Origin of the sequence: Undibacterium sp. Di26W (assembly GCF_049340265.1) — a bacterium.
Taxonomy (GTDB): domain Bacteria; phylum Pseudomonadota; class Gammaproteobacteria; order Burkholderiales; family Burkholderiaceae_D; genus Undibacterium.
The window spans coordinates 136,274-156,887 of record NZ_JBMPOR010000007.1; the positions used below are offsets into that span (position 1 = coordinate 136,274).

Consider the following 20,614-nt stretch of genomic DNA (forward strand, 5'->3'; position numbering starts at 1 on the left):
CTCTGGAGTGAACCAGAATGTTTAGGAAATCAGAACGCGTAATTCACTGTTGTGATTACCAGTGGATTGGTTTTCTTTTTGGTCAGAGGGCTGTCACCCGCATCGCCTATTACCTGCGAGACGCCGGCAGCTGTGCGGACTGACCAGTTTTTGTCAATCACGTGCGTCCATGCGACGGTGCTGACGGCCTGTGAGAAGCCAGCTTTGGCGGTGAATGCCTTGTAGCCAGAATTGGTACTTTGCGTAGGTGTCACGCCAAAATAAGTCTGGTTGTATTTAGCGTCGCCATAGTTGAGCGATGCGCCAATTTCCACTTTGTCGGTATTGGTCTGCAGCAGCGGTGCCGACAAACCGAAGCGATACATATTACCGTTTTCACGATTCGACAAGGCCAGGTTGGCATCAACGGTGGCATTGATCAGGCCAGCAATATTGGTACCTGCATGCAGGTTGGCAGTGGCGGAACCTTTGATGTCGCCCATGCCTTTCAGGTCATCCGAGCTGAACAGGGATGTTGAAGTACGAGAATCTTCACGGCCTGCACGATAACCGACTGCTGCGCTGAAGTTGAAATCATCGACTTTCTTGGCAAAGCCTACGCCACGCGTGGTGCTCGCAAAAAAGCCATTCTTGTTTTTGTATTCGCCGAAAATTGCCGGGCCGAAACGGTTCTTTTTCGCGCCTACATATTCTGGTCCATAAAATACGCCAGCACCAACGACGGCTTCAGATTCCGCTTCAGGCGCAGTCTTGTCTTCTGCATGGGCAGAAAATGACATGGCCATAAAAGTTGAGAGAGCAATGGCACTGAGTTTGAAAATGGTGTTCATGGTGTTCCTTTAATCGATAAACGCAAAAATGCTTGTATTCCTGGCGGCATGTTTGCCGCTGAAAGCTCTCCGGCGGAGAGTTCGAAGCGAATTCTCGCAAAGAATGAATACCAACGCCATTTGAAAATGACAGGCTTCGCCTGTCTGCACGTAAGGTACTGAATTTCAATACTTCGTGTTGAAATTTCTGTGATATGTAATAAAATAGGGGACTTTTTTTAGGCTGTGCTCATGTAGTATGTCCGCTGCCAGATAAAAAATACGATTACATAAATGAAACGAAATTGTTAAATTTTCACTTATTTATATGTTAATGCCTTGCATATTTTGCAATCGTGAACGATGATAATAAAGCCATGAAATTCTGCTTGTATTTAGTTGTATTTACAATATCAAGTTGGCTTTGCCACATCATCGCAGTACCAATCGGGAGATGTCGATGTATCACCCACATGCCAGACACCAACCGCCGCCAGCGCCAGCTATCGGCAGTCAGCCCATGACAAGCTCACCAGGCTTGCGATTCATATCCCGGAAGTGAAATAACCGCAAGTTCTGATCCCTGTAAGGAGAATTCATGATTCGCCTCAAACATGCACTGATTGAAAGTCATGACAATAGCTTTGAAGGCAGGCTGAAAGCACTCAAGCATTCATTGCAAACTGCCATCGAGCTGGAGCATTCGACCATTCCGCCGTATCTGTATGCCTTGTATTCGATCAAGACTGATCAGAACCTGGAAATCGCCTATCTCATCAAATCCATAGTGAAGCAGGAAATGCTGCATATGGCGCTGGACTGCAACGTCTTGAATGCGATAGGTGGCCATCCAAAAATCGACCATCCGCGCTTTATCCCGCACTACCCTGGTCATTTGCCGGGTAGCGTGGAAGATAGCTTGATCGTGCCGCTGGCGGCGTTGTCCAAGCAATTGGTGCATGACGTTTTTATGGTGATCGAAGAGCCGGCAAAAACGGTAGATGGCGTTGATCCACCACCCGATGGCATGACGATAGGCCAGTTCTATCAACACATACAGGATGAAATCACGGCACTCGGCAAGCTCGGCAATATTTTTACCGGCAACCCCGAAAAACAGCTGGTCACCGGTTTCCCGGAATTACAGTACAAGGGTGTCACCGATGAAGCCAGTGCCCTGGCAGCCATAGACATGATCGTTGAGCAGGGTGAAGGCAGTGATACCAGCCCTATCGATCCCGAACATGAGCTGGCCCACTATTACAAATATGCCGAGATTTATTATGGCAGGAAACTTATTCCCAACCCTGATCCACAAGCCGGCAAACCGGCCTGGGTATTTGAAGGCCACCGCATAGAATTTGATGCTGGTGGCATCTACCCCGTCATCAGCAATCCGCAAAGACTGAACTATGCACACCGGCCGCGCATTGCCGACCTGAACCTGACTTTCAATAGCACCTATTCGGACATGCTGCGCAAATTGCATGCGGTATTCAATGGTCAGCCAGACCGGTTGGCACTGGCCCTGTTGTCCATGCAAGCTCTGCGTGAACAGGCGCAATTGCTGATGACGCAAGAGGTGGTGCCTGGCCAGACTGCCGGTCCGACCTTTGACTATATTCCCGCCTGATTTTTTGGAGAACATCAATGACGCAAACTAACTGGTGGATGTTTCATGGTGACACTGCCCATACCGGCGAGGTACAGGGTAGCGACATCAACCGTGACAGCCTGAAGCGTTTTACGCTGCTGCACGATGTGCCGATTCCTGGCCCGGTATTGTCGGTACCTGCCATCGTGGACGGTTATCTGTATGTCGGCCTGGCCAACAACCATGATTTGCCGGGTGCAAATGGCGGCAAGTTTATGAAGATTGAACTGGCCAGCGGCAAGACAGTGGCACACTATGAATGGCCGATAGACCCGACAGAAGGCGATACCCATGGCTTCATGGGCATGGGCTGTACCCCGGCGATATGGAAAAACAATGTCTATTTCAGCGCCTTCAACGGAAAATTCTACTGCCTGAATGCGACTGACCTCAGCCTCAACTGGGTGGTGGATTTGCGGCATGCTGATCCTGATTATAATCAGCCCACATCCAACCTCGGCGATGTCACTGTCGGTGTGCCGGCTGCGGGCTGGTCGTCTCCTGTGGTCGCTTCGCTGGACGGCAATAACGGGATGGTGTTTGTCGGTATGGGCGAGGGTGAAAACCCCGGCTGCTTCGGCTTTGTGTATGCGCTGGATGCGCTGAGCGGTCAGGTGCAATGGATATACTGCACCTGCCAGTATGAAGAAGGCGTCCCCAATTTGCCAAACGTGCTGCCGCCCGAATCGGTATCCGGCAGCTTGCCGGAAATGTATTCCATGGGGCCGAATAATCCTGCCATACGCGGGGCCTCGGTGTGGTCATCCATTGCCTATGATGAACGGCTGGATCGTCTGTATTGCGCTACCGGTAATCCGGTGCCGGATAGTGCCTTGCCCAGCAAGGGGTTTTCCAACGGCATTTTGTCGCTGGATGCGGCGACCGGTACTTTCCGTGGTTTTTTCCAGCCGCCACCTGAAAGCAGTTATCGTTCTTCCGACGTTGACGTTGACTTTGGTGGTTCACCCACACTGATGACCGTCAATGGCCAACGCGTGGTCACCGCCGGTTGCAAGAACGGCGGCTTCTTCAGGCTCGATGCCGCCACGCTGGAATTGCTGAACTGGCGTCAACTGCTGCCTTACTACAATGATGGCAGCCAGATCCCCACTGTCGATCCGCATGTGTCACCGAATGATCCGCGGCTTGACCCTTACGTATCGAATCAGGCGTCGGATGACGAGGACCAGGAAAACTATTCCGGCACCTATAGCACGGCCGCCGTGCACACGAAACTGGGACGTCTGTACATGGGCGTCGGCGGCAATAATTATCACAATGTTGAAGCTGGCATTGATTACCGCACCACGCCTTTCATGCGCGCGCTGGATTGGGAAACTCTGGAAGATGCCTGGGCCATGGATGACAGCGACCCCAGGCTGTATATCGAATCACAGCCACCCATGTACCGAACCCCCGGTGAATCCGGCCTGAGTTCGCCGGTGGTGGTAAATGACCTGGTGTTCTTTTCCACCTCCAAAGTAGCGGTGTATGCCTTTGATGCCTATACCGGAAAAGTGCTGTGGCAAGACCAGTTGGGTGACCAGACCGGCGGCATGAATGGCGGTTATGGCTATTGTCTGGGGCCAGCCGTTGCTGGCAACTACATGGTGGCAGGCGCACTGGTATTTGGCAAACAGGGCGGTGTGCTGCGTATCTACGGTTTGAAAGACAAGTGAGGCTATGATGCTTGAAGTCATTTTATTTGGTGTTGCCGCTGGCCTGGACAATTTGCAGGTATGTTCTTCCATCGGTCTGATGCCCATGCAGCGCCGACGCCTGCATCTGCTGGCCCTGGGGTTTTGTATCTGTGAACTGGGTGGTGCGGTACTTGGTCTGTTCTTGGGACAGGCTTTCCTTGCGCAGGTCGGGCCGCTGGCAAATGGCCTGGCACCGCTGGTGATGCTGGCTTGTGGACTGGCGATTTTGTGGCTGGCTTTTCGCAACCAGCTTAAGGTCTTGCCGGATCTTGTCAATCACAAGGCTGTCTTGTTCGCGTTGCCGATATCGCTGTGTTTCGACAATGTGATTGCAGGTGCAGGTATCAGTTTTTCCAGTACGCCGGTACTTGCTTCTGCCATGGTGATCGGGGTGATCAGTGCTGCCATGGCTTGTTCAGGATTGTATCTGGCCAACTGGTTGCGCCGCTTTATGCCAAGGCGCATAGAAATGATAGCTGGTGCTTACCTGTGTTTTCTTGCCGTGCGCATCATGGTCGCTGACTGATGACCATGCGCGCATTTGTTACCGAACTTAATTTTCCTACTAGTCTGGCGCTGGCACCGGATGGCCAGGTGTATGTGGCTGAATCGGGTTTGCCGTTTGATCATGCACCCAAAGGCGGGCGCGTATTGCGTGTCAATGAAGATGGCAGCGTTGCCGAGTTGCTAAAGGATTTGCGACAACCGGTGAATGGCCTGGTCTGGCATGACAACAGCCTCATCATCTCTGAAGGCGGTTTCCCCGGCCGCATCAGCCGCCTGGATCTGGCAACTGGCCAGCGCCATACCCTGCTTGATGATTTGCCCGGTTTTGGCAACTACCATACCAATATGGTGGCCATAGGACCCGATCATAAAATCTATTTCGGCCAGGGGGCCATGACCAATAGCGGTGTCATAGGTACAGATTCGAATGATCTTGCCTGGTTACGCGAAATCAAGCATGCGGCGGATATTCCCGGCTACGATATCCGCCTGAATGGACAGGTGGCAACCATCACCGATCCGGAAGGGAAGCAGGTGTCCACCAGCGCCTTTGCCCGCTATGGCCATGTGCATGCAGCAGATACCCGCATGGCTGCGCAATTGCCCTGTACTGCCAGCGTCATGCGTTGCAATCTGGATGGCAGTGACCTGGAACTGGTGGCATGGGGTATACGCAATGCCTATGGCTTGCTGTTCTTGCCGGATGGCCGTTTGATCGCGACCGAGCAGGGTACTGATGTGCGCGGTGTGCGTCCGGTGTGGAATTGCCCTGATTTCCTGTTCGAGATCAAACCGGGGGCCTGGTATGGCTGGCCAGATTACCAGGGAGGGAAACCCATCAGTTCTCCGGCTTATCGCAGCCCCGACGGCAAGGCGCAGGAATTTGTGCTGACCAATCATGCAGAACTGCCACCACCAGAATCGCCGCTGCTGGCATTTGATGTGAATGCCTGTGCCGTCAAGATGGCACTGATACCGGGCAAGCTGTCGCATGCCGGTGATTTGCTGGTGGCGCAGTTTGGGGATGAACGTCCGATGACCGGGCCACCCGGCCCAAGAGTAGGGCGTAATCTGGTACGGGTGAATACCCGTGACTGGAGCCTGCATACCATGCCGCAACTACCGTGGTACCGACCCATCGATGTGGCGTTTTCTGCCGATGCGGCCTTTGTCTATGTGGTGGACTTTGGCGACTTTGAATTTACTGCAAAAAAAGACATTATTGCGCGCGCCGGTAGCGGTGGCGTCTGGAAAATACCTGTTGATTTTATGGAGCTGAGATCATGAGCATGGTTTCTTTTGAAAAAGATATTGCCCCGCTGTTCAATCAATTTCGCGCCTCCATGATGTGGCGGCTTGACCTGACGGATTATGAACAGGTCAAGGCCAATGCCGCCATGGTCTTGACGCAGATTCAAGGTGGCATGCCACCACCACCGTACCCACCCCTGACCACCGCACAGGTGGCCATGTTTCAGGCATGGATCAACCAGGGTTTTCCGAAATAGCTTATTCCCCATACGGGAAGAAAGAGAGACATCATGAGTCTGAATGCACAATCCATTATCGGTACCTGGGAAATGGTAGAAGCCTGGGATATAGGCGATGATCCGAATGACCCGACCAAGAAAACCTACCCCTGGGGCCATCCATCTGCTGGCTACTGGGTATATGACAAAAGCGGACATTTCAGCCTGATGATTTCACAAAATCCGCCACTGGCGATTCCGGCGGACCCCTTCAGCGGCGCGCCACAGCCAGCATGGCTGACGCCAGCCAAGCCGTGGGACGTGCCGCATTCATTGCTGATCGACAGTTTTGCCACAGCCAGCCCTTACGCCTACTTTGGTACCTATACGGTGGAGATGGATAATAACCATCCGCATCTGGGTGGCACCATAGTCATGAATGTGTTTTCTGATGTCATGCGGGCTTACACCGCTACCGTGCAAAAGCGCACTTTCCTGTTCGATGGCCATGATTACCTGAATGTGGGCACGCCTGGCCAGTATCTGCGCCGTTTGAAACGGCTGACCTGAAGCTGTCCTGCCCCGCCTATCCGGGCGCGCATGGCTGCACCCGATCAGATTTTCTATTTCCCTTAGAACGTGTTTACGATCTGTAGCAAGCGTCAGCGGGGGAGAAGAGCAGTGCAAAAAGCGGAATGTGCTAGAGTACATTCCGCTTTTTGCACTGCGTTTTATGTTGCCCTGACCTGCTCACGCACGCTCGCTACAGATCGTAACAGGTTCTAGTGAGGTGTCTGCGTTGCTTGAGATGCCGCAAAATGAGCCTAAATGATGGTCAAATTCTACATGGAATAATTTTTTGTTACGAATGAACTTGTCAAGTCTTGAGGGGAATCTCACTTTGCAGTTTATAATTTCAGCTGTTACAACAATTTGATTGGCACTTTGTTACTGATATGGCAAACAATTCCCGGAACCAAGTCAGGCAAATGAAGTCTCATCGTCTATGAATCAGGTTTCCCAGCAAGCGTATCCAGGTTATCACCGGCATCAGTCAGGTCAATTACGGTCCATCGTATTGGCGGCACTCGTGCATATTCTTTTGATTGGCTTTCTGTGGATAGGCATACGCTGGCAAAACAAGGAAAGTACAGCGGTTGTGGCCGAAGTGTGGGATCTGACCACCCGTGAAGCGGCGCCAAAACCCGTTATTCAGCCGGACCCACCACCGGTTGTCGAAAAACCCATAGAGCCGGTTCCTGTGAAAGAAGAAGTCAGGCAGGAAGACCCGGAAATCGCAATCGCCCAGGAAAAAAAGCGCAAGTTGCTGGAAAAGAAAAAAGAAGAAGAACTGCAACGCGAACTGGCTGAGAAAAAACGCAAGGAAGAGCAACAGGAAAAACTAACCGAGCAAAAGCGCAAGACCGAGAAACTGGCGCTGGAAGATGCGGATAAAAAGAAACAGCAGGCCAAGGATAAACTTGCCAGCGATAAATTGTTTAAAGAACAAATGCAGCGCATGACGAATCAGGCGGCCAATACGGGCAGCGGCGGTTCAGGTGTTGTTGCCAAATCGACAGGGAATAATCGCGGCGACCCCAGTTATATTGCAAAAATTGCTGCCAAGGTTCGTTCCAACACCAATTTCAGTGCAATTGACAGCACAGCCGGTAATCCTACAGTCGAATATCGTATTGACCTATTGCCAGATGGTTCACTCCGTGGTGCAATACGCAAACTTAAATCATCGGGGATACCCAGCTTTGATGAAGCGGTGGCAAAAGGCATAGAAAAGTCTGCACCTTTCCCCCGCGACAAGTCAGGCGAAGTGCCCCCCAGCCTGGAGCTGGTTTATCGTATGAAGGAAGAATAAATACCAATGATGTCCATGTTGAAGAAAATTGCGGTGTCCGCTGTACTGGCCGCAGTAGGCAGTTTGAGCGTTCTGGCACCTGTACATGCACAAATACGGGTTGAGGTGTCTGGCGTCGGTTCCAACCAGATCCCCATTGCCATTACCGGTTTTACCGATGAAGCGCTGACACCCCAGCAGGTGACCAGTATCATCAGGGATGATCTTACCCGCAGTGGTTATTTCCGGCTGATTGATACCAATATCGTGCTGAATGAAAATTCCGTCATTAATTTTGGTGACTGGAAATCCAAAGGGGCCGATGCGCTGGTCGTGGGTAGCGTCCAAAGCCTGAGTGACGGGCGTTTTGATGTCCGCTATAAATTGTTTGATACCCTGAAATCGGCCGCCCTTGCTGGCTTTTCGGTATCCGCGCCACCGGGTAATATCCGCCTGACAGCCCACCGTATTGCAGACGATATTTATGAAAAACTGACGGGTGTGCGTGGTGTATTTTCAACCCGCATCGCCTATGTCACCAAGGCAGGCTCTGAATACCGTCTGGAAATCGCCGATGCCGATGGTGAAAGCATCAAGGTAGCCCTGCGCTCTGCCGAACCCATCATTTCACCCTCATGGTCACCTGATGGCACCAAGGTCGCCTATGTTTCTTTTGAATCACGCAAGCCCGTCATCTGGGTACAAAACCTGATTACTGGTGAGCGCTCCATCATTGCCAACTTCAAGGGCAGCAATTCTGCACCTTCCTGGTCGGCTGATGGCAGCAAGCTGGCTGTAGCGCTGTCGCGTGATGGCCAGACCCAAATTTTTACCGTCAGTGCGAATGGCAGTAATCTGCAAAAGCTGACCAGCAGTTCCGGCATTGATACCGAGCCGCAATTTTCTGCTGACGGGCAGTCGATTTACTTCCTGAGTGACCGTAGTGGCGGCCCGCAGATTTATCGCATCAGCACTGCAGGTGGCGAAGCAAAAAGGGTGACTTTTAGCGGCACTTACAATATCACACCAAGAATATCCCCGGATGGCAAGACTTTGGCTTATATTTCACGTCGTGATGGCAAATTCCAGTTATATGTCATGGATTTGGCCAGTGGTCAGGAGCAACGATTGTCCGACACCACCAAAGACGAGTCACCGAGTTTTTCACCCAATGGCCGTTATATCATGTATGCCACAGAGTCTGGCCGTCGAGGCTCGCTCGCTGTGGTATCGGTAGATGGCAAGGTGAAGCAAAAATTGACGGTTCAGGCCGGAGATATTCGGGAGCCCACCTGGGGTCCTTTCATGAAATAAGCCGTATTTATTTCGGTATTCATTTATTTAATCAGGAGAGAAAATGCGTTTCACATCCCAATCCAAGACTCTGGCCATGCTGATTTCCAGCATTGTTCTGATGACAGCCTGCGCTTCCAAAGTGCCGCTGGAAGAAAAAGCAAAAGTGGAAGATAAACCAGTTACCACTACCCAGAATAACCAGGCTGACCCGAATGCCGTCAAGACAGTGACAACGACAGTTGATCCGTTGACACAAGGTGCACTGGCAAAACGTAGCGTGTATTTTGACTATGACAGCTATACCGTCAAAGATGAATTCAAACCTGTTATCGAAGCGCATGCCAAGTTTTTGGTTTCCAATAAAAATCGTGGCATCCTGATTCAAGGTAATACCGATGAACGCGGCGGTCGTGAATACAATCTGGCACTCGGTCAAAAACGTGCTGAAGCAGTACGTAAAGCCCTGAGTCTGCTGGGTGTACCAGAAGCGCAAATCGAAGCCGTTTCTTTGGGCAAGGAAAAGCCAAAAGCAACTGGCAGCGACGAAGCTTCCTGGGCTGAAAACCGTCGTTCAGACATTCTCTACAAGTAATCTTCGTGCCTGAAGACCTGACAGCGTCCGGTCTTCATTTGCGTTCAACGCCGGATAGCTGCCTTAGCTGTTCCGGCGTGTTTCCATTTTTTTGCAGATCGCCATGAAACTCAATTCCATACGCACTTCTTTCATTGCAGCGGCTTTCGCCATTGCACTGGCACCTTCTGTCGCGTCAGCCGGCATTTTTGACGACGACGAAGCGCGCAAGGCCATACTGGATCTGCGCAACAAGGTCGATGCCGTCAGCAACAAGCTGGATTCCAAACTGGAAACCAAGGCAGACAAAAGCACAGCGCTTGAACTGGCGAATGAAAATGAACAGTTGCGGGCAGAAATTGCCAAACTGCGCGGACAAATTGAAGTGCTGAGCAACGACCTCGCCAATACCCAGCGTCGCCAGCAGGATTTTTATGTCGACCTGGACAACCGCGTGCGCAAGCTTGAACCCAAGCGCATGACCGTGGACGGCAAGGAAGCCACAGTGGATGTCAACGAGCAGCGCGCCTTTGATGCTGCCATGACCCTGTTCAAGGCGGCAGACTATAAAAATGCAGCAAACGCATTTTCCAGTTTCCTGGTGAATTATCCGCAATCGGCGTATGCCGGTTCTGCCCAGTACTGGTTGGGTAATTCGTATTACACGCAACGTGATTTCCGCAATACCATTGCAGCCATGCAGCAACTGGTGAAGACCTATCCCGATCATCCAAAAGCACCGGAAGCCATGCTCAATATCGCATCTTGCCATATGGAGCTGAAAGAAAAAGCCGCCGCCAAGAAAGTGCTGGAAAGCCTGATTGCCCAGTATCCTGAGACCGAAGCCGCACAAGCTGCCAAGAATCGTTTGTCTGCCATGAAGTAGTCGTAACGGGCGATAATCTGCCAGCAGCGTTGACAGGGTACTGGGAACATACTATAATCTCGGTCTTCGGGTCGTTAGCTCAGCTGGTAGAGCAGCGGACTTTTAATCCGTTGGTCGCAGGTTCGAATCCCGCACGGCCTACCACGAATACCAAAGACTTAGGTCACATTACTAAGTCTTTATCTTTTTTAGCAGTTTTGGGTCGTTAGCTCAGCTGGTAGAGCAGCGGACTTTTAATCCGTTGGTCGCAGGTTCGAATCCCGCACGGCCTACCAAAACAAAGGACTCAGGTGTCATACCTGAGTCCTTTTTTGTTTTCCTGCGCAGATATCTGTAATACTGAAGCAATGGCTGCGGTGTGAAGAGTGCTGCCCATCCATTAAAAATGTTGTTACATCACCGTCAGCTCCATTCTCCATGTGCCATGATCGACAGATGGCGCAGGCTGTCGGGTTTTCTTGTGCGGGCTGTGGAATTATCATGCCCCCTATGTGGGATGTATAAGAAGTATAAGATGCGAGTAGATCATCATGAAAAAGACAGGTAGTAAAGTGGCAGAAATGCAAGAGAAACAAGAGAAGCATGAAATACGTCCTGGTCAGTCTCTGGAATTGCTGAAAGAGCTGCATATACTGACGCGTGACGGCAAGATGAATCAGGATAGCCGTCGCAAGCTCAAGCAGGTGTACCACCTGTATCAGTTCATTGAACCTTTGCTGCTGAAACTGCAGCAGGACCATGCAGACATCAGTCTGGTGGACCATGGTGCGGGCAAGTCTTACCTGGGTTTTATTTTGTATGACCTGTTTTTTAAATCGGCGCAGGCGCAAAGCAAGGCCAGGATTTATGGCATAGAAACCAGGGATGAACTGGTGCAGCGTTCGACCGAGTTGGCGCAACGGCTGGATTTTCCTGGCATGTCTTTTCTGAATCTGTCGGTTGCCGATTCGATTAGCTCGGATGCCTTGCCTGAAAAAATTGATATTGTCACTGCCTTGCATGCCTGTGATACTGCAACCGATGATGCCATCCAGTTTGCGCTGAAGAAGAAGGCACAGTTCATGGTGCTGGTGCCTTGTTGCCAGGCTGAAGTGGCGGCCGAACTGCGCAAGGCCAAGGGCGAGGCGGTGCGGAATAACCCGCTGTCGGAAATGTGGCGTCACCCTATCCATACGCGTGAATTTGGCAGCCAGATCACCAATGTGCTGCGTTGCCTGCAACTGGAAGCGCACGGTTACCAGGTCCGGGTCACGGAACTGGTAGGATGGGAACATTCCATGAAAAACGAATTAATCGTGGCTGAATATAAAAACCTGCCGGCAAAGCGACCAGCAGAGCGTCTGGCTGAAGTCTTGAAAACCACGGGCCTGGAAGCCATGGAAAGACGTTTCTTTGTGCACTAGTGGACATGTTGCAAGTTGGTCACCGTCAGGTCATAAAAAATGATTAATATCATTTATGTTTAATTCAGTTCAATCATCATTATCATCAATAAAGGATAGAAAACATGCTGGCCGCCGTTGACCTGGGTTCCAACAGTTTTCGCATGCACATCGCCCGACATGAAGGCGATGTCATTAAGGTCGTTAAAAGTGCGCGCGACCCCATACGTCTTGCCGCTGGTCTGGATAAGAATGGCAACCTGACGCCAGAGGCGATACAAAAAGCTATTTCCTGCCTGGCACGCTTTCGTGAAATCCTGGATACCTATCCGATAGAAAACCTGCGCGTCGTCGCTACCAATACTATACGCATCGCAAAAAATGCCGCGCAATTATTGCCGCTGGCAGAAGCAGCGATAGGCTGCCCCATTGAAGTGATTTCGGGCGAAGAAGAAGGCCGCCTGATCTACATGGGTGTCTCGAATGCTGTGGCGATTCCTGGTGAACGCCGGCTGGTGCTCGACATCGGTGGTGGTTCTACCGAGGTGATACTGGGGCATGGTCATGAGATCATCAAGGTTGAATCCTTCAGCATTGGTACGGTCAGACATAGTGCCAGTTTCTTCCCGGATGGACGCCTGACAGATGCGGCTTTTGAAGCGGCGATCTTGTCTGCCCGTTCGATGTTTGAAGATGCCGCGCCACCTTACCAGCCGCAGCATTGGCGCAAAGCCTATGGGTCTTCCGGTACCATGCGGGCAATTTCAGATGCCATCAGCAAAGGCGGCCTGGGTGACGGCACACTGACTTTGAAAAACCTCAATCTGCTCAAGCAATATTGCGTACAGACCGGGCAGATAGCGCAGCTGGAATTAAGCGGCATCAAACCTGAACGAGTCGCTATGGTGGTAGGTGGCCTGGCCATCCTGATAGGCTTGATGATGGAATTCAATATCGCTATCTTGCTGCCGGTAGAAGCCGGTTTGCGCATGGGGGTGATGTGGGATTTATACCTGCGTGCCACCAAGCGTGACCGTCGTGAGCTGTCGGTGCAAACAGTGGCCAAGTTATTCCACAGTGATGTGTCGCGTGCCAACCGGGTGGCGGATATGGCGAAGTCGCTCTACCAGCAATTGAAACCTTCGTCGGAAACCTATGCGCGCCTGTTGCAATGGAGTGCGATACTGCATGAAGTCGGCATGGTGATATCGCATACCGGCTATCACAAGCATGGCGCTTACATGATAGAAAATGCCGATATGGCAGGTTTTACCACGCGAGAACAAAGGGTGATGAGCAAGCTGATCCTGAGCCAGAAAGGCAATCTGCGCAAGATCGGTGATGGCCTGGCAGATGTGGATTTTGCCAAGGCAGTATTGGCCCTGCGACTGTCGGTCATGCTCATGCATTCACGTGCAGAGATTGATTTTGAAGATGTGCGTCTGAAAATGAAGGGCAGGGTTGAACTGGAAATGAAACGCGACTGGGTCAGTGTCCACCCAACAGTGGCTTACTGGTTGCAAAAAGAAATTGAAGCCTGGCGTGAGATCGGGATAGATTTCCTGGTCAGGGCGAATGTGTAAATTTTTCGTCAGCCATATTGGCAATTCCTTGTCCTGCGATTTTGTCCGGGCAAGGATGCCATTGTGTCAAAGCCATATCAAATGCTGTCACATGCTATCAAATGCAGTCAGCCACCATCAGTGACCTGAATACGCGTCCCAATAATTTGCCGGATTGATCATAGGCTTCAAATAATACCGTGCCGCCAAACTTGTTTGGTTTCCCACCCAGCAGGTCATAAAAGTGGATTTTGCTGACTGCTTCTAACGGGAATGAAATGATAGGCCGGTTTCCCAAATACGGGTTGTGTTGCAATTTGTAGATATGGATAAGCGAGACTTCCGCCTCATTGAGTTTGCCATGGGCTGCTGAATTCGGATCGGTGTCATAGTCAAGATCGCTGGATACAGCATACACTTTCATCCTGATGTCTTGATTGACTGCCTTACCATCAATTTTCCCTGCCAGTGTGCCATCGGCCAATTTGTCGATTTGTATTTCAAACTGACGTTGGCCATTGCCAAAGTCGGGAAAACTGGCGTGGCATTTTAAAACTTCTTCCGCACTCGCAAGATTGACCAGCAGGGCGCTTGCGATAGCGAAAATATACTTGAACGTGTTTATCATACCTACTCCACATTGGAAATGTCAGGCTCAGGATGACATAGTCTGCGTGCGATGCCACGCATTGCTTGCAAAGTATTGAATGTCAGTACCAAGGGTAATGCCAAGGGCAATAAAAAAGCGATGCCAGATCAATCTGGCATCGCTTTTTGCATCGGGTAAGCTGTATCAGAAATCGAATTGCGCTGACACTTTGTAAGTACGTGGCGCACCAGGGAATAAATAACCACCCAGTGACTGGGTCACATCGCGCCAGTAAAACTTGTTCAGCGCATTGTCGATATTAAAGCGCAGGGTCGTTGCCGTATTGCCGATTTGTGTCGCATAGCGCGCCCCCAGATTGACGACATGGTAACCCGGCACGGTCACACTATTATCCGGGCTGAATACCTTGCTGCTGGCATATTGCCAGCTTGCATTCACATTCAAACCCTTGACTTCAGCTACGGCATAGTCGGCATAAACAGTAGATTTGAAGCGCGGCACATTCATGACGCGTTTGTCGTCCAGGCTGATGATGCCGGTGTTTTGTTGTTTGGCATCAAGGGCAGTCAGGCTGGCTCCCAGATTCAGTTGTGACGTCAGCTTGCCTTGTGCCGAGAGTTCCAGGCCTGTATGCAGGGCTTCACCATTGCTGACATAGGTATTGCTGCTATTCGTATATTCCAGCGGCTTCTTGATGCGGAAGATGGCTGCAGACAGGCTCAGGTCGCGCTGTACATCTGCCTTCACACCGAATTCAACTTGCGTGGATTTGCCCGGGTTCAGCATTTTGTTTTCATTGCTGGTACCGAAAGGGGCGATACCGCCATGCTCCAGGCCTTGAGCAAAACTGCCGTAGATAGAAACCTGTTGCACAGGTTTGAATACCAGCGCTGCGGTAGACAGAAGCTTGTTCTGGTCATAGCCAGGATTATCCAACTGAGTGCGTGAAATATTCAAGCGACGCAGACCCAGATGCAGTTTCAGATTGTCTTGCAGGCTGATGATGTCTTGTACAAAGGCAGACCATTCCTTGTCAGTACGACGCAATAAAACCGGGCCGGTTTTATTGGTGGATGGTGCTACTGCCACAGGACGGAACAAATTGCTGCTGCCCACATAGTCATACACGTAGTCACCAAAATAATCTTTACGTTGTGAATTGCTGAGGCCGACAGCCAGCTCATGCTGCATACCACCAAGACTGAATTTACCATTCAGTTGTGCTTGTGTACCCCACTGTGATTTGGATTCATTCACGCTCTGGTAGTCATACACGTCATAGTCACCATTTGCGCAATAGCCGGGGTAGAGATTCGCTGCACCACAGCCATACGGGAAGGCCGTGTAATCATCACGTTTGAATTCATGCTTGTTGGCAGACAGGCTGGCTTGCCAGTCCTGGTTGATCTGGTATTCAAAACGCAAGCCCAGATTGCTGTTGCGGGTATCCACCGGTTTGGCCCAGGGCTGCACATTCAGCATCAGGTCCGCTGGCACGCCGCGTGGCAAATCTGTGCCATTGAATAATTGAAAACCGGGAACCGACAACTGCGATTTATGCTGATAGTCAGCATCGATCTGCAGCAGTGCCTGAGGTGTGATATGCCAGTCAAATGCGGCGGATACAAACTGGCGTTCGCCATCCGCACCTTTGACATACGAACGCAAACGTTCACCGGCGGCATTGATGCGGAAACCAAACTGGCGGTCGCTGGTATTGTCGCTGATATCTGCTGCGCCATACAGCGTGCCACGTTCACTGATTTCCAGATTGACGGAACGCAACGGTGCACTGGTCGGGCGTTTGGTCACATAGTTGATGATGCCGCCCGGCGTCGCAAAGCCAGCCTGGAAACCGGCAATGCCTTTGAGTATTTCTATGCGTTCCTTGTTTTCCAGCGGGATGGAGGCATCGCCTGGAATGGCAAAACCATCCTTGCGGTAGCTGGATGAATTGTCGAGGGCAAAACCGCGTATCGAGAATTGTTCGGCATAACCAATGGCATTGTAGGCGTCATTCACGCTGGCATCGAATTTCATCGCATCGGTGGTCTGGCGCACGCGCAAATCCTGCATCTGGCTGCTGGTCATCACATTCACAGAGAATGGGGTATCGACCAAAGCCGTTTCGATAAAGCCGGATGCCTTGCTGCGTTCTGCTTTGCCTTCGGATGTCTTGTTGCCCGTTACCACGACTTCAGGCAGGGATTTTTCTGTAGTCTGGGCCTGTGCCTGGGGTAATAATGTAAATGCCTGTGCAATGGAAAATGCCAGCAGGGCAGGACGAAATGATGGTTCAGACATGGTGTGCTCTTTATTTGCGCTTTAATGCGTTGTGGATGACAGCGCGGGAGCAAACAAAGAAACGGAAGGACGGGACTTTGCGCTTCCCTTCGCTGGCATTATCCAGATCAGGTAGAAGGGACTCTCTCACCCGGAAACATTGGCTTCCAGGACCCCTAGCGAAGCCCGTACTTTAACATGAAAGCGGGAACAGGACTTGTAACGCGACTTGAACAGTGGTTTGGTGTCTAGTGTAGTGCTGCAACACTACACTAGCGGATTCTCAATGTTATCAAGGAAAATTTCTTTAGGACTTACGCAAAACCGCCCCAGTTGCGTTGCAGTTCCTCTCCTAGGAGCCGCGTACATTCGTACTGTCTTCGTCGCCGCACCTTGCTGGGACAATTTTGTGTAAGTCCTATCCTTAATAGTTGTTGAAACAACTGCATGTATAATTGGCAAATGATATTTGTTCGGGTCGCCATTTATTCACGCTTAACCACATCCATTTCAATATGCCTATGTCCAATTTCCAGCGTTTGTTTTTAAGTTTTTGCTTGCTCAATGCTGCTTCAGCCATCGCGCAAGAAGCCACGCCTGCGCCAGAATACACACTGAAACGCGAGGACCCCTCGACTGGCTCGCGTATCAGGCAAGATGCCGTGACGGGTATCAGGGTACCTGTCAATAAATCGTATGCTGAGTTGACGAGCGAGCAAAAAGCCAAGGTGCGTTCATTGTATGAACACCTGGATGAAACGGATGAACCACCGTATCCATTAAAAGGCACCAAAGAAATTCTCAGGGCGATTTCAAATGCCCAGGATGTACTTCATCTGCAAGGGGATTTGTCGGTCTTTGTTGAAGTCAATGCTGATGGAACCCCGAATGCCGTTGGCGTCATAAAATCACCGGATGAACGGATGACAAACCTGGTGGCGACGGCATTGATACATGAACGATATAAGCCAGGCTTGTGCAAGGGAACACCATGCAAAATGCAATTTCCCTTGCGTATCAAATTAGGCGTAACACAATGAGCACGAGTCTTCGTGCCGTGAGGCTCTTTGATCTCATTGGCGACCTTGGGCAGCTTGCTTACCTGTACTTTCAACTGACCTGAAATTGCGCCAAAGACCCTCGCAAGAATAGACGATGAGTGCAGCCCAGATGGCTACAAAGCCGAGCATTCTGCCAGAGTCAAAAGGCTCGTGATACAGCCATACGCCGAGCAGCAACTGCACCAGTGGCGACATGTATTGCAACAAGCCCAGTGTGGTCATGGGTATGCGCCTTGCGCCGGCGGCAAACAGCAGCAGTGGGATGGCGGTGATGGGGCCGCTGACCAGTATCAGCATTTTGATGTTGATGTCACCGCCGATGAAGGTATTCTGGCCCTGCATGCCCATCCAGACCAGATAGCCAAGGGCAAATGGAAAGAGCAGGGCAGTTTCCAGCGACAGACCTTCCAGCGCACCCAGGGGCGAGGTTTTGCGCAACAGACCATAGGTTCCAAAGGAAATGGCCAGGATCAGGCCTATCCATGGCAAGTGACCGGCTTGCCAGGTCAGCCACACCACTCCACAAGCTGCCAGCGCAACCGACAGCCATTGCACAGGGCGCAGGCGTTCACGCAGCCAGACCGAGCCGATGAGGATGTTCACCAGCGGTGTAATAAAGTAGCCAAGACTGGCATCAATAATATGACCGTGATTGACGGCCCAGATATACACAAACCAGTTGGCAGACAACAGCAGGGCACTGATGGCAAAGCCGGCGATTAGTTTGGGTTGACGTGCTGCTTCACTGATCCATGACCATTGCTTGCGCCAGGTCAGCACACCAAGCAGGAACAGCAGCGACCAGACCATGCGATTCAGCAGGATTTCTAAGGCGGGCACTTCATGCAGGGCTTTGAAATAGATAGGGAAAAGGCCCCACAGCAAATACGCGGAGCCTGCAAACAAGATACCTTTACGCATCGTTGCCAATCAAAATATAAGCCTGGCAGACCAGGCGAGATCGCTATTATCGCCTTAAAGCCGAATGCTTGCTTTGATAGGGCTTACGCAAAAGCGCCCCGGCTGCGTTGCAGCTCCTCTCCTAGGAGCCGTGTACTATTCGTACTGCCTTCGTCGCCGCACTTTGCCGGGGCGATTTTGCATAAGTCCTATGCGCCTTATTTTGATCTGGCTGTTGCCAGGTGTTTGCATAGTGCTTCGGTACCGTCGAGTATGCGTGGCCCGGCGCGATTCAGCCAGTCACCTTTGACGGCGTAGAAATGATTCTTTTTGACGGCGGTCAGGATGGGAAATTGTTGCCAGTCGGCTAGTGCTTCCACGTTGTCGCCTGTGGTCAGCATCATGTCGGGATTGGCTGACAGCACCGCTTCGGTGGTGATGGTGGAACTGAGTTCCTTCAATTTGCCGAATACATTTCTGCCGCCACACAGGCGTATTGCATCTGACACCATGTGATCATCATTAAGTGTCATCAGTGGCCGGCGCACCATCTGGTAAAACACGCTGACCGGCGTGGCAGAGGCAGGCAGCGCATAGGTCTTGCGTAGGTGATCCAGGCGCTGGCGGAATTTCTGTGCTGCGGCCTGACCAACTGCATCAGTGCCTGCCAGGCTTGCCAGCCGTTCTATCGAGGTCGCCACCATTTCAAAATCATGGGGTTCGCTTTCAAAAACGGTGATGTTATTGCTGCGTAATTTGTTGGCCAGTATCTTGGCATTACCGGTTCCCCAGATAATCACCAGATCAGGTTTCAGGGCCAGCAGGCGTTCCAGGTCGAGGGCGAAGATATTCCCTATCGACGGCAGTTTCTTTGCTGCTTCCGGGTAGTCACTGTAATCGGTGACGGCAACAATCTGCTTCCCTGCACCGGCTTCAAACAATAGCTCGGTAATATGCGGTGCCAGGCTGATGATGCGTTGCGCTGGTTTGGCCAGAGTCACCTGGCGCTGCGCATCGTCCAGTACGGTAATGGCAGCCTTTCCCGTCGCTGTAGCTGCAGTAGCCGCTGCACATACACCGGCAAGTATCAGCATGCCGGTAAGGCATAAGCGTTTCAGCAGCGGTTTCGCGGCTAGCAGAATGCGCATCAAATTTCCAGATTGTCGATCAGGCGCGTGCCACCCAGTTTGGCAGCCGCTACGACGACCAGTTGCGCTTTCTGGGCAATGTCACCTGCAGACGGCGGTTGCAAATCAGCGCGCTTGCGGATGGAGATGTAATCCGGTTTCCAGTTGCGTGCGGCCAGTCTGGCCATGGCTTCTCGTTCCAGTTCGAACATGTCGAGATGACCGGCGCGCACTTCAGCGGCAACTTCATTCAGGGTTTGGTACAGGGCAGGTGCTTCGGCGCGTTCTGCTGCAGACAGATACATATTGCGTGAAGACAGGGCCAGGCCGTCATCGGCACGGTAGGTTTCTGCAGCGATGATTTCGGTTGGCAGGGCAAATTGCTTGCTCATGTTACGGACGATCATCAACTGTTGATAGTCCTTTTTACCAAACACGGCAACACGAGGCTGTACGCATGAAAACAGTTTCAGCACGACCGTGGTGACGCCGGTAAAAAAGCCGGGACGGAATTCACCTTCAAGGATATTGCCCAGATCATCTGGCGGTCGCACGCGGTATTCTTGTGGTTCTGGATACAGGTCTTTTTCCGTCGGTGCAAACAGTACATACACGCCTTCTTTTTCCAGCTTTTCTACGTCAGCCTGGAAGGTGCGCGGGTATTTGTCGAAATCTTCATTCGGGCCAAATTGCAGGCGATTGACGAAAATCGATGCGACCACAGGGTCGCCATGTTTTTTTGCCAGGCGCATGAGGGACAAGTGTCCCTCATGCAGATTGCCCATGGTCGGTACAAATGCGGTACGCAATTGTCCGCTTAACTGGTCGCGCAACTCTTCAATGGAGGAAACGATTTTCATGGTGCAGCTCTATAGTAATAAATAAGTTTTTTATCAGTGCCAATGGATGACGCATCAATATGCATCAAAACGCATCAATATGCAT

General features: G+C 51.4%; 19 protein-coding genes, 2 tRNA genes and 1 riboswitch. Of the genes, 15 read left to right on the forward strand and 6 right to left on the reverse strand.

Annotated elements, in window-relative coordinates; all coding sequences use genetic code 11:
- Positions 1-29 precede the first annotated feature (29 nt).
- Entirely contained in the window at positions 30-830 is an 801-nt protein-coding gene (locus ACO0LM_RS11085; protein ID WP_423037030.1) for a MipA/OmpV family protein, read from the reverse strand.
- 577 nt (positions 831-1,407) lie between these two features.
- Between ACO0LM_RS11085 and ACO0LM_RS11090 the strand changes: the two genes are divergently transcribed.
- From ACO0LM_RS11090 to ACO0LM_RS11155, 14 genes are all read left to right on the forward strand, one after another.
- Positions 1,408-2,442, forward strand: coding sequence for a ferritin-like domain-containing protein (locus ACO0LM_RS11090; RefSeq protein WP_423037032.1), 1,035 nt, complete (start codon positions 1,408-1,410; stop codon positions 2,440-2,442).
- A 17-nt stretch (positions 2,443-2,459) separates the two neighbouring features.
- The gene (locus ACO0LM_RS11095; protein WP_423037034.1) at positions 2,460-4,142 is read left to right on the forward strand and encodes a PQQ-binding-like beta-propeller repeat protein; all 1,683 of its coding nucleotides are present in this window, start codon (positions 2,460-2,462) and stop codon (positions 4,140-4,142) included.
- Positions 4,143-4,146: 4 nt separating this feature from the next.
- Positions 4,147-4,689: a manganese efflux pump MntP family protein gene (locus tag ACO0LM_RS11100; RefSeq protein WP_423037036.1), complete on the forward strand. Its 543-nt coding sequence runs from the start codon at positions 4,147-4,149 to the stop codon at positions 4,687-4,689.
- Between the two features lie 5 nt (positions 4,690-4,694).
- The gene (locus ACO0LM_RS11105; protein ID WP_423037038.1) at positions 4,695-5,957 is read left to right on the forward strand and encodes a PQQ-dependent sugar dehydrogenase; all 1,263 of its coding nucleotides are present in this window, start codon (positions 4,695-4,697) and stop codon (positions 5,955-5,957) included.
- Positions 5,954-6,178: a hypothetical protein gene (locus ACO0LM_RS11110; protein WP_423037040.1), complete on the forward strand. Its 225-nt coding sequence runs from the start codon at positions 5,954-5,956 to the stop codon at positions 6,176-6,178. The genes ACO0LM_RS11105 and ACO0LM_RS11110 overlap by 4 nt, the downstream gene beginning before the upstream one ends.
- A gap of 33 nt (positions 6,179-6,211) precedes the next feature.
- Positions 6,212-6,709 carry a lipocalin-like domain-containing protein gene (locus tag ACO0LM_RS11115; RefSeq protein WP_423037042.1) on the forward strand — a complete coding sequence of 166 codons (498 nt, stop codon included), beginning with the start codon at positions 6,212-6,214 and terminating at the stop codon, positions 6,707-6,709.
- 436 nt (positions 6,710-7,145) lie between these two features.
- A complete protein-coding gene (locus tag ACO0LM_RS11120) occupies positions 7,146-8,012 on the forward strand; it encodes a TonB C-terminal domain-containing protein (RefSeq protein ID WP_423037044.1) in 867 nt (288 codons plus the stop codon).
- Positions 8,013-8,018: 6 nt separating this feature from the next.
- Positions 8,019-9,305 carry a Tol-Pal system beta propeller repeat protein TolB gene (gene tolB, locus ACO0LM_RS11125; protein ID WP_423037046.1) on the forward strand — a complete coding sequence of 429 codons (1,287 nt, stop codon included), beginning with the start codon at positions 8,019-8,021 and terminating at the stop codon, positions 9,303-9,305.
- A gap of 43 nt (positions 9,306-9,348) precedes the next feature.
- Positions 9,349-9,879 (forward strand): peptidoglycan-associated lipoprotein Pal, encoded by a 531-nt coding sequence (pal, locus tag ACO0LM_RS11130; RefSeq protein WP_423037048.1) that lies wholly within the window; start codon positions 9,349-9,351, stop codon positions 9,877-9,879.
- Positions 9,880-9,982: 103 nt separating this feature from the next.
- Positions 9,983-10,744: a tol-pal system protein YbgF gene (gene ybgF, locus ACO0LM_RS11135; protein WP_423037050.1), complete on the forward strand. Its 762-nt coding sequence runs from the start codon at positions 9,983-9,985 to the stop codon at positions 10,742-10,744.
- A gap of 68 nt (positions 10,745-10,812) precedes the next feature.
- Positions 10,813-10,888, forward strand: a tRNA-Lys gene (locus tag ACO0LM_RS11140).
- Positions 10,889-10,943: 55 nt separating this feature from the next.
- Positions 10,944-11,019, forward strand: a tRNA-Lys gene (locus ACO0LM_RS11145).
- 255 nt (positions 11,020-11,274) lie between these two features.
- Positions 11,275-12,147, forward strand: a complete 873-nt coding sequence (locus tag ACO0LM_RS11150; RefSeq protein ID WP_423037052.1) for a class I SAM-dependent methyltransferase — start codon at positions 11,275-11,277, stop codon at positions 12,145-12,147.
- Between the two features lie 104 nt (positions 12,148-12,251).
- Complete coding sequence (locus ACO0LM_RS11155; RefSeq protein WP_423037054.1) at positions 12,252-13,709, forward strand: Ppx/GppA family phosphatase; 1,458 nt, start codon at positions 12,252-12,254, stop codon at positions 13,707-13,709.
- 97 nt (positions 13,710-13,806) lie between these two features.
- Here the strand turns inward: ACO0LM_RS11155 and ACO0LM_RS11160 are convergent, their stop codons facing one another.
- The gene (locus tag ACO0LM_RS11160) at positions 13,807-14,316 is read right to left on the reverse strand and encodes a hypothetical protein (RefSeq protein ID WP_423037056.1); all 510 of its coding nucleotides are present in this window, start codon (positions 14,314-14,316) and stop codon (positions 13,807-13,809) included.
- A gap of 165 nt (positions 14,317-14,481) precedes the next feature.
- Positions 14,482-16,602: a TonB-dependent siderophore receptor gene (locus ACO0LM_RS11165; protein WP_423037058.1), complete on the reverse strand. Its 2,121-nt coding sequence runs from the start codon at positions 16,600-16,602 to the stop codon at positions 14,482-14,484.
- Between the two features lie 67 nt (positions 16,603-16,669).
- Positions 16,670-16,769, reverse strand: a riboswitch (TPP riboswitch).
- 327 nt (positions 16,770-17,096) lie between these two features.
- On the opposite strand from ACO0LM_RS11165, the gene ACO0LM_RS11170 reads away from it, so the two are divergent.
- Complete coding sequence (locus ACO0LM_RS11170) at positions 17,097-17,621, forward strand: hypothetical protein (RefSeq protein WP_423037060.1); 525 nt, start codon at positions 17,097-17,099, stop codon at positions 17,619-17,621.
- A gap of 33 nt (positions 17,622-17,654) precedes the next feature.
- On the opposite strand, the gene rarD is transcribed toward ACO0LM_RS11170, so the two are convergent.
- The 3 genes from rarD to panC form a co-directional block, all read right to left on the reverse strand.
- Positions 17,655-18,563, reverse strand: coding sequence for an EamA family transporter RarD (gene rarD / locus ACO0LM_RS11175; RefSeq protein WP_423037062.1), 909 nt, complete (start codon positions 18,561-18,563; stop codon positions 17,655-17,657).
- Between the two features lie 197 nt (positions 18,564-18,760).
- On the reverse strand, positions 18,761-19,690 hold the full coding sequence (locus ACO0LM_RS11180; protein ID WP_423037064.1) for a cobalamin-binding protein: 930 nt from the start codon (positions 19,688-19,690) through the stop codon (positions 18,761-18,763).
- Positions 19,690-20,529 carry a pantoate--beta-alanine ligase gene (gene panC / locus ACO0LM_RS11185; RefSeq protein ID WP_423037066.1) on the reverse strand — a complete coding sequence of 280 codons (840 nt, stop codon included), beginning with the start codon at positions 20,527-20,529 and terminating at the stop codon, positions 19,690-19,692. Before panC ends, ACO0LM_RS11180 begins: the two co-directional genes overlap by 1 nt.
- Between the last annotated feature and the right edge of the window lie 85 nt (positions 20,530-20,614).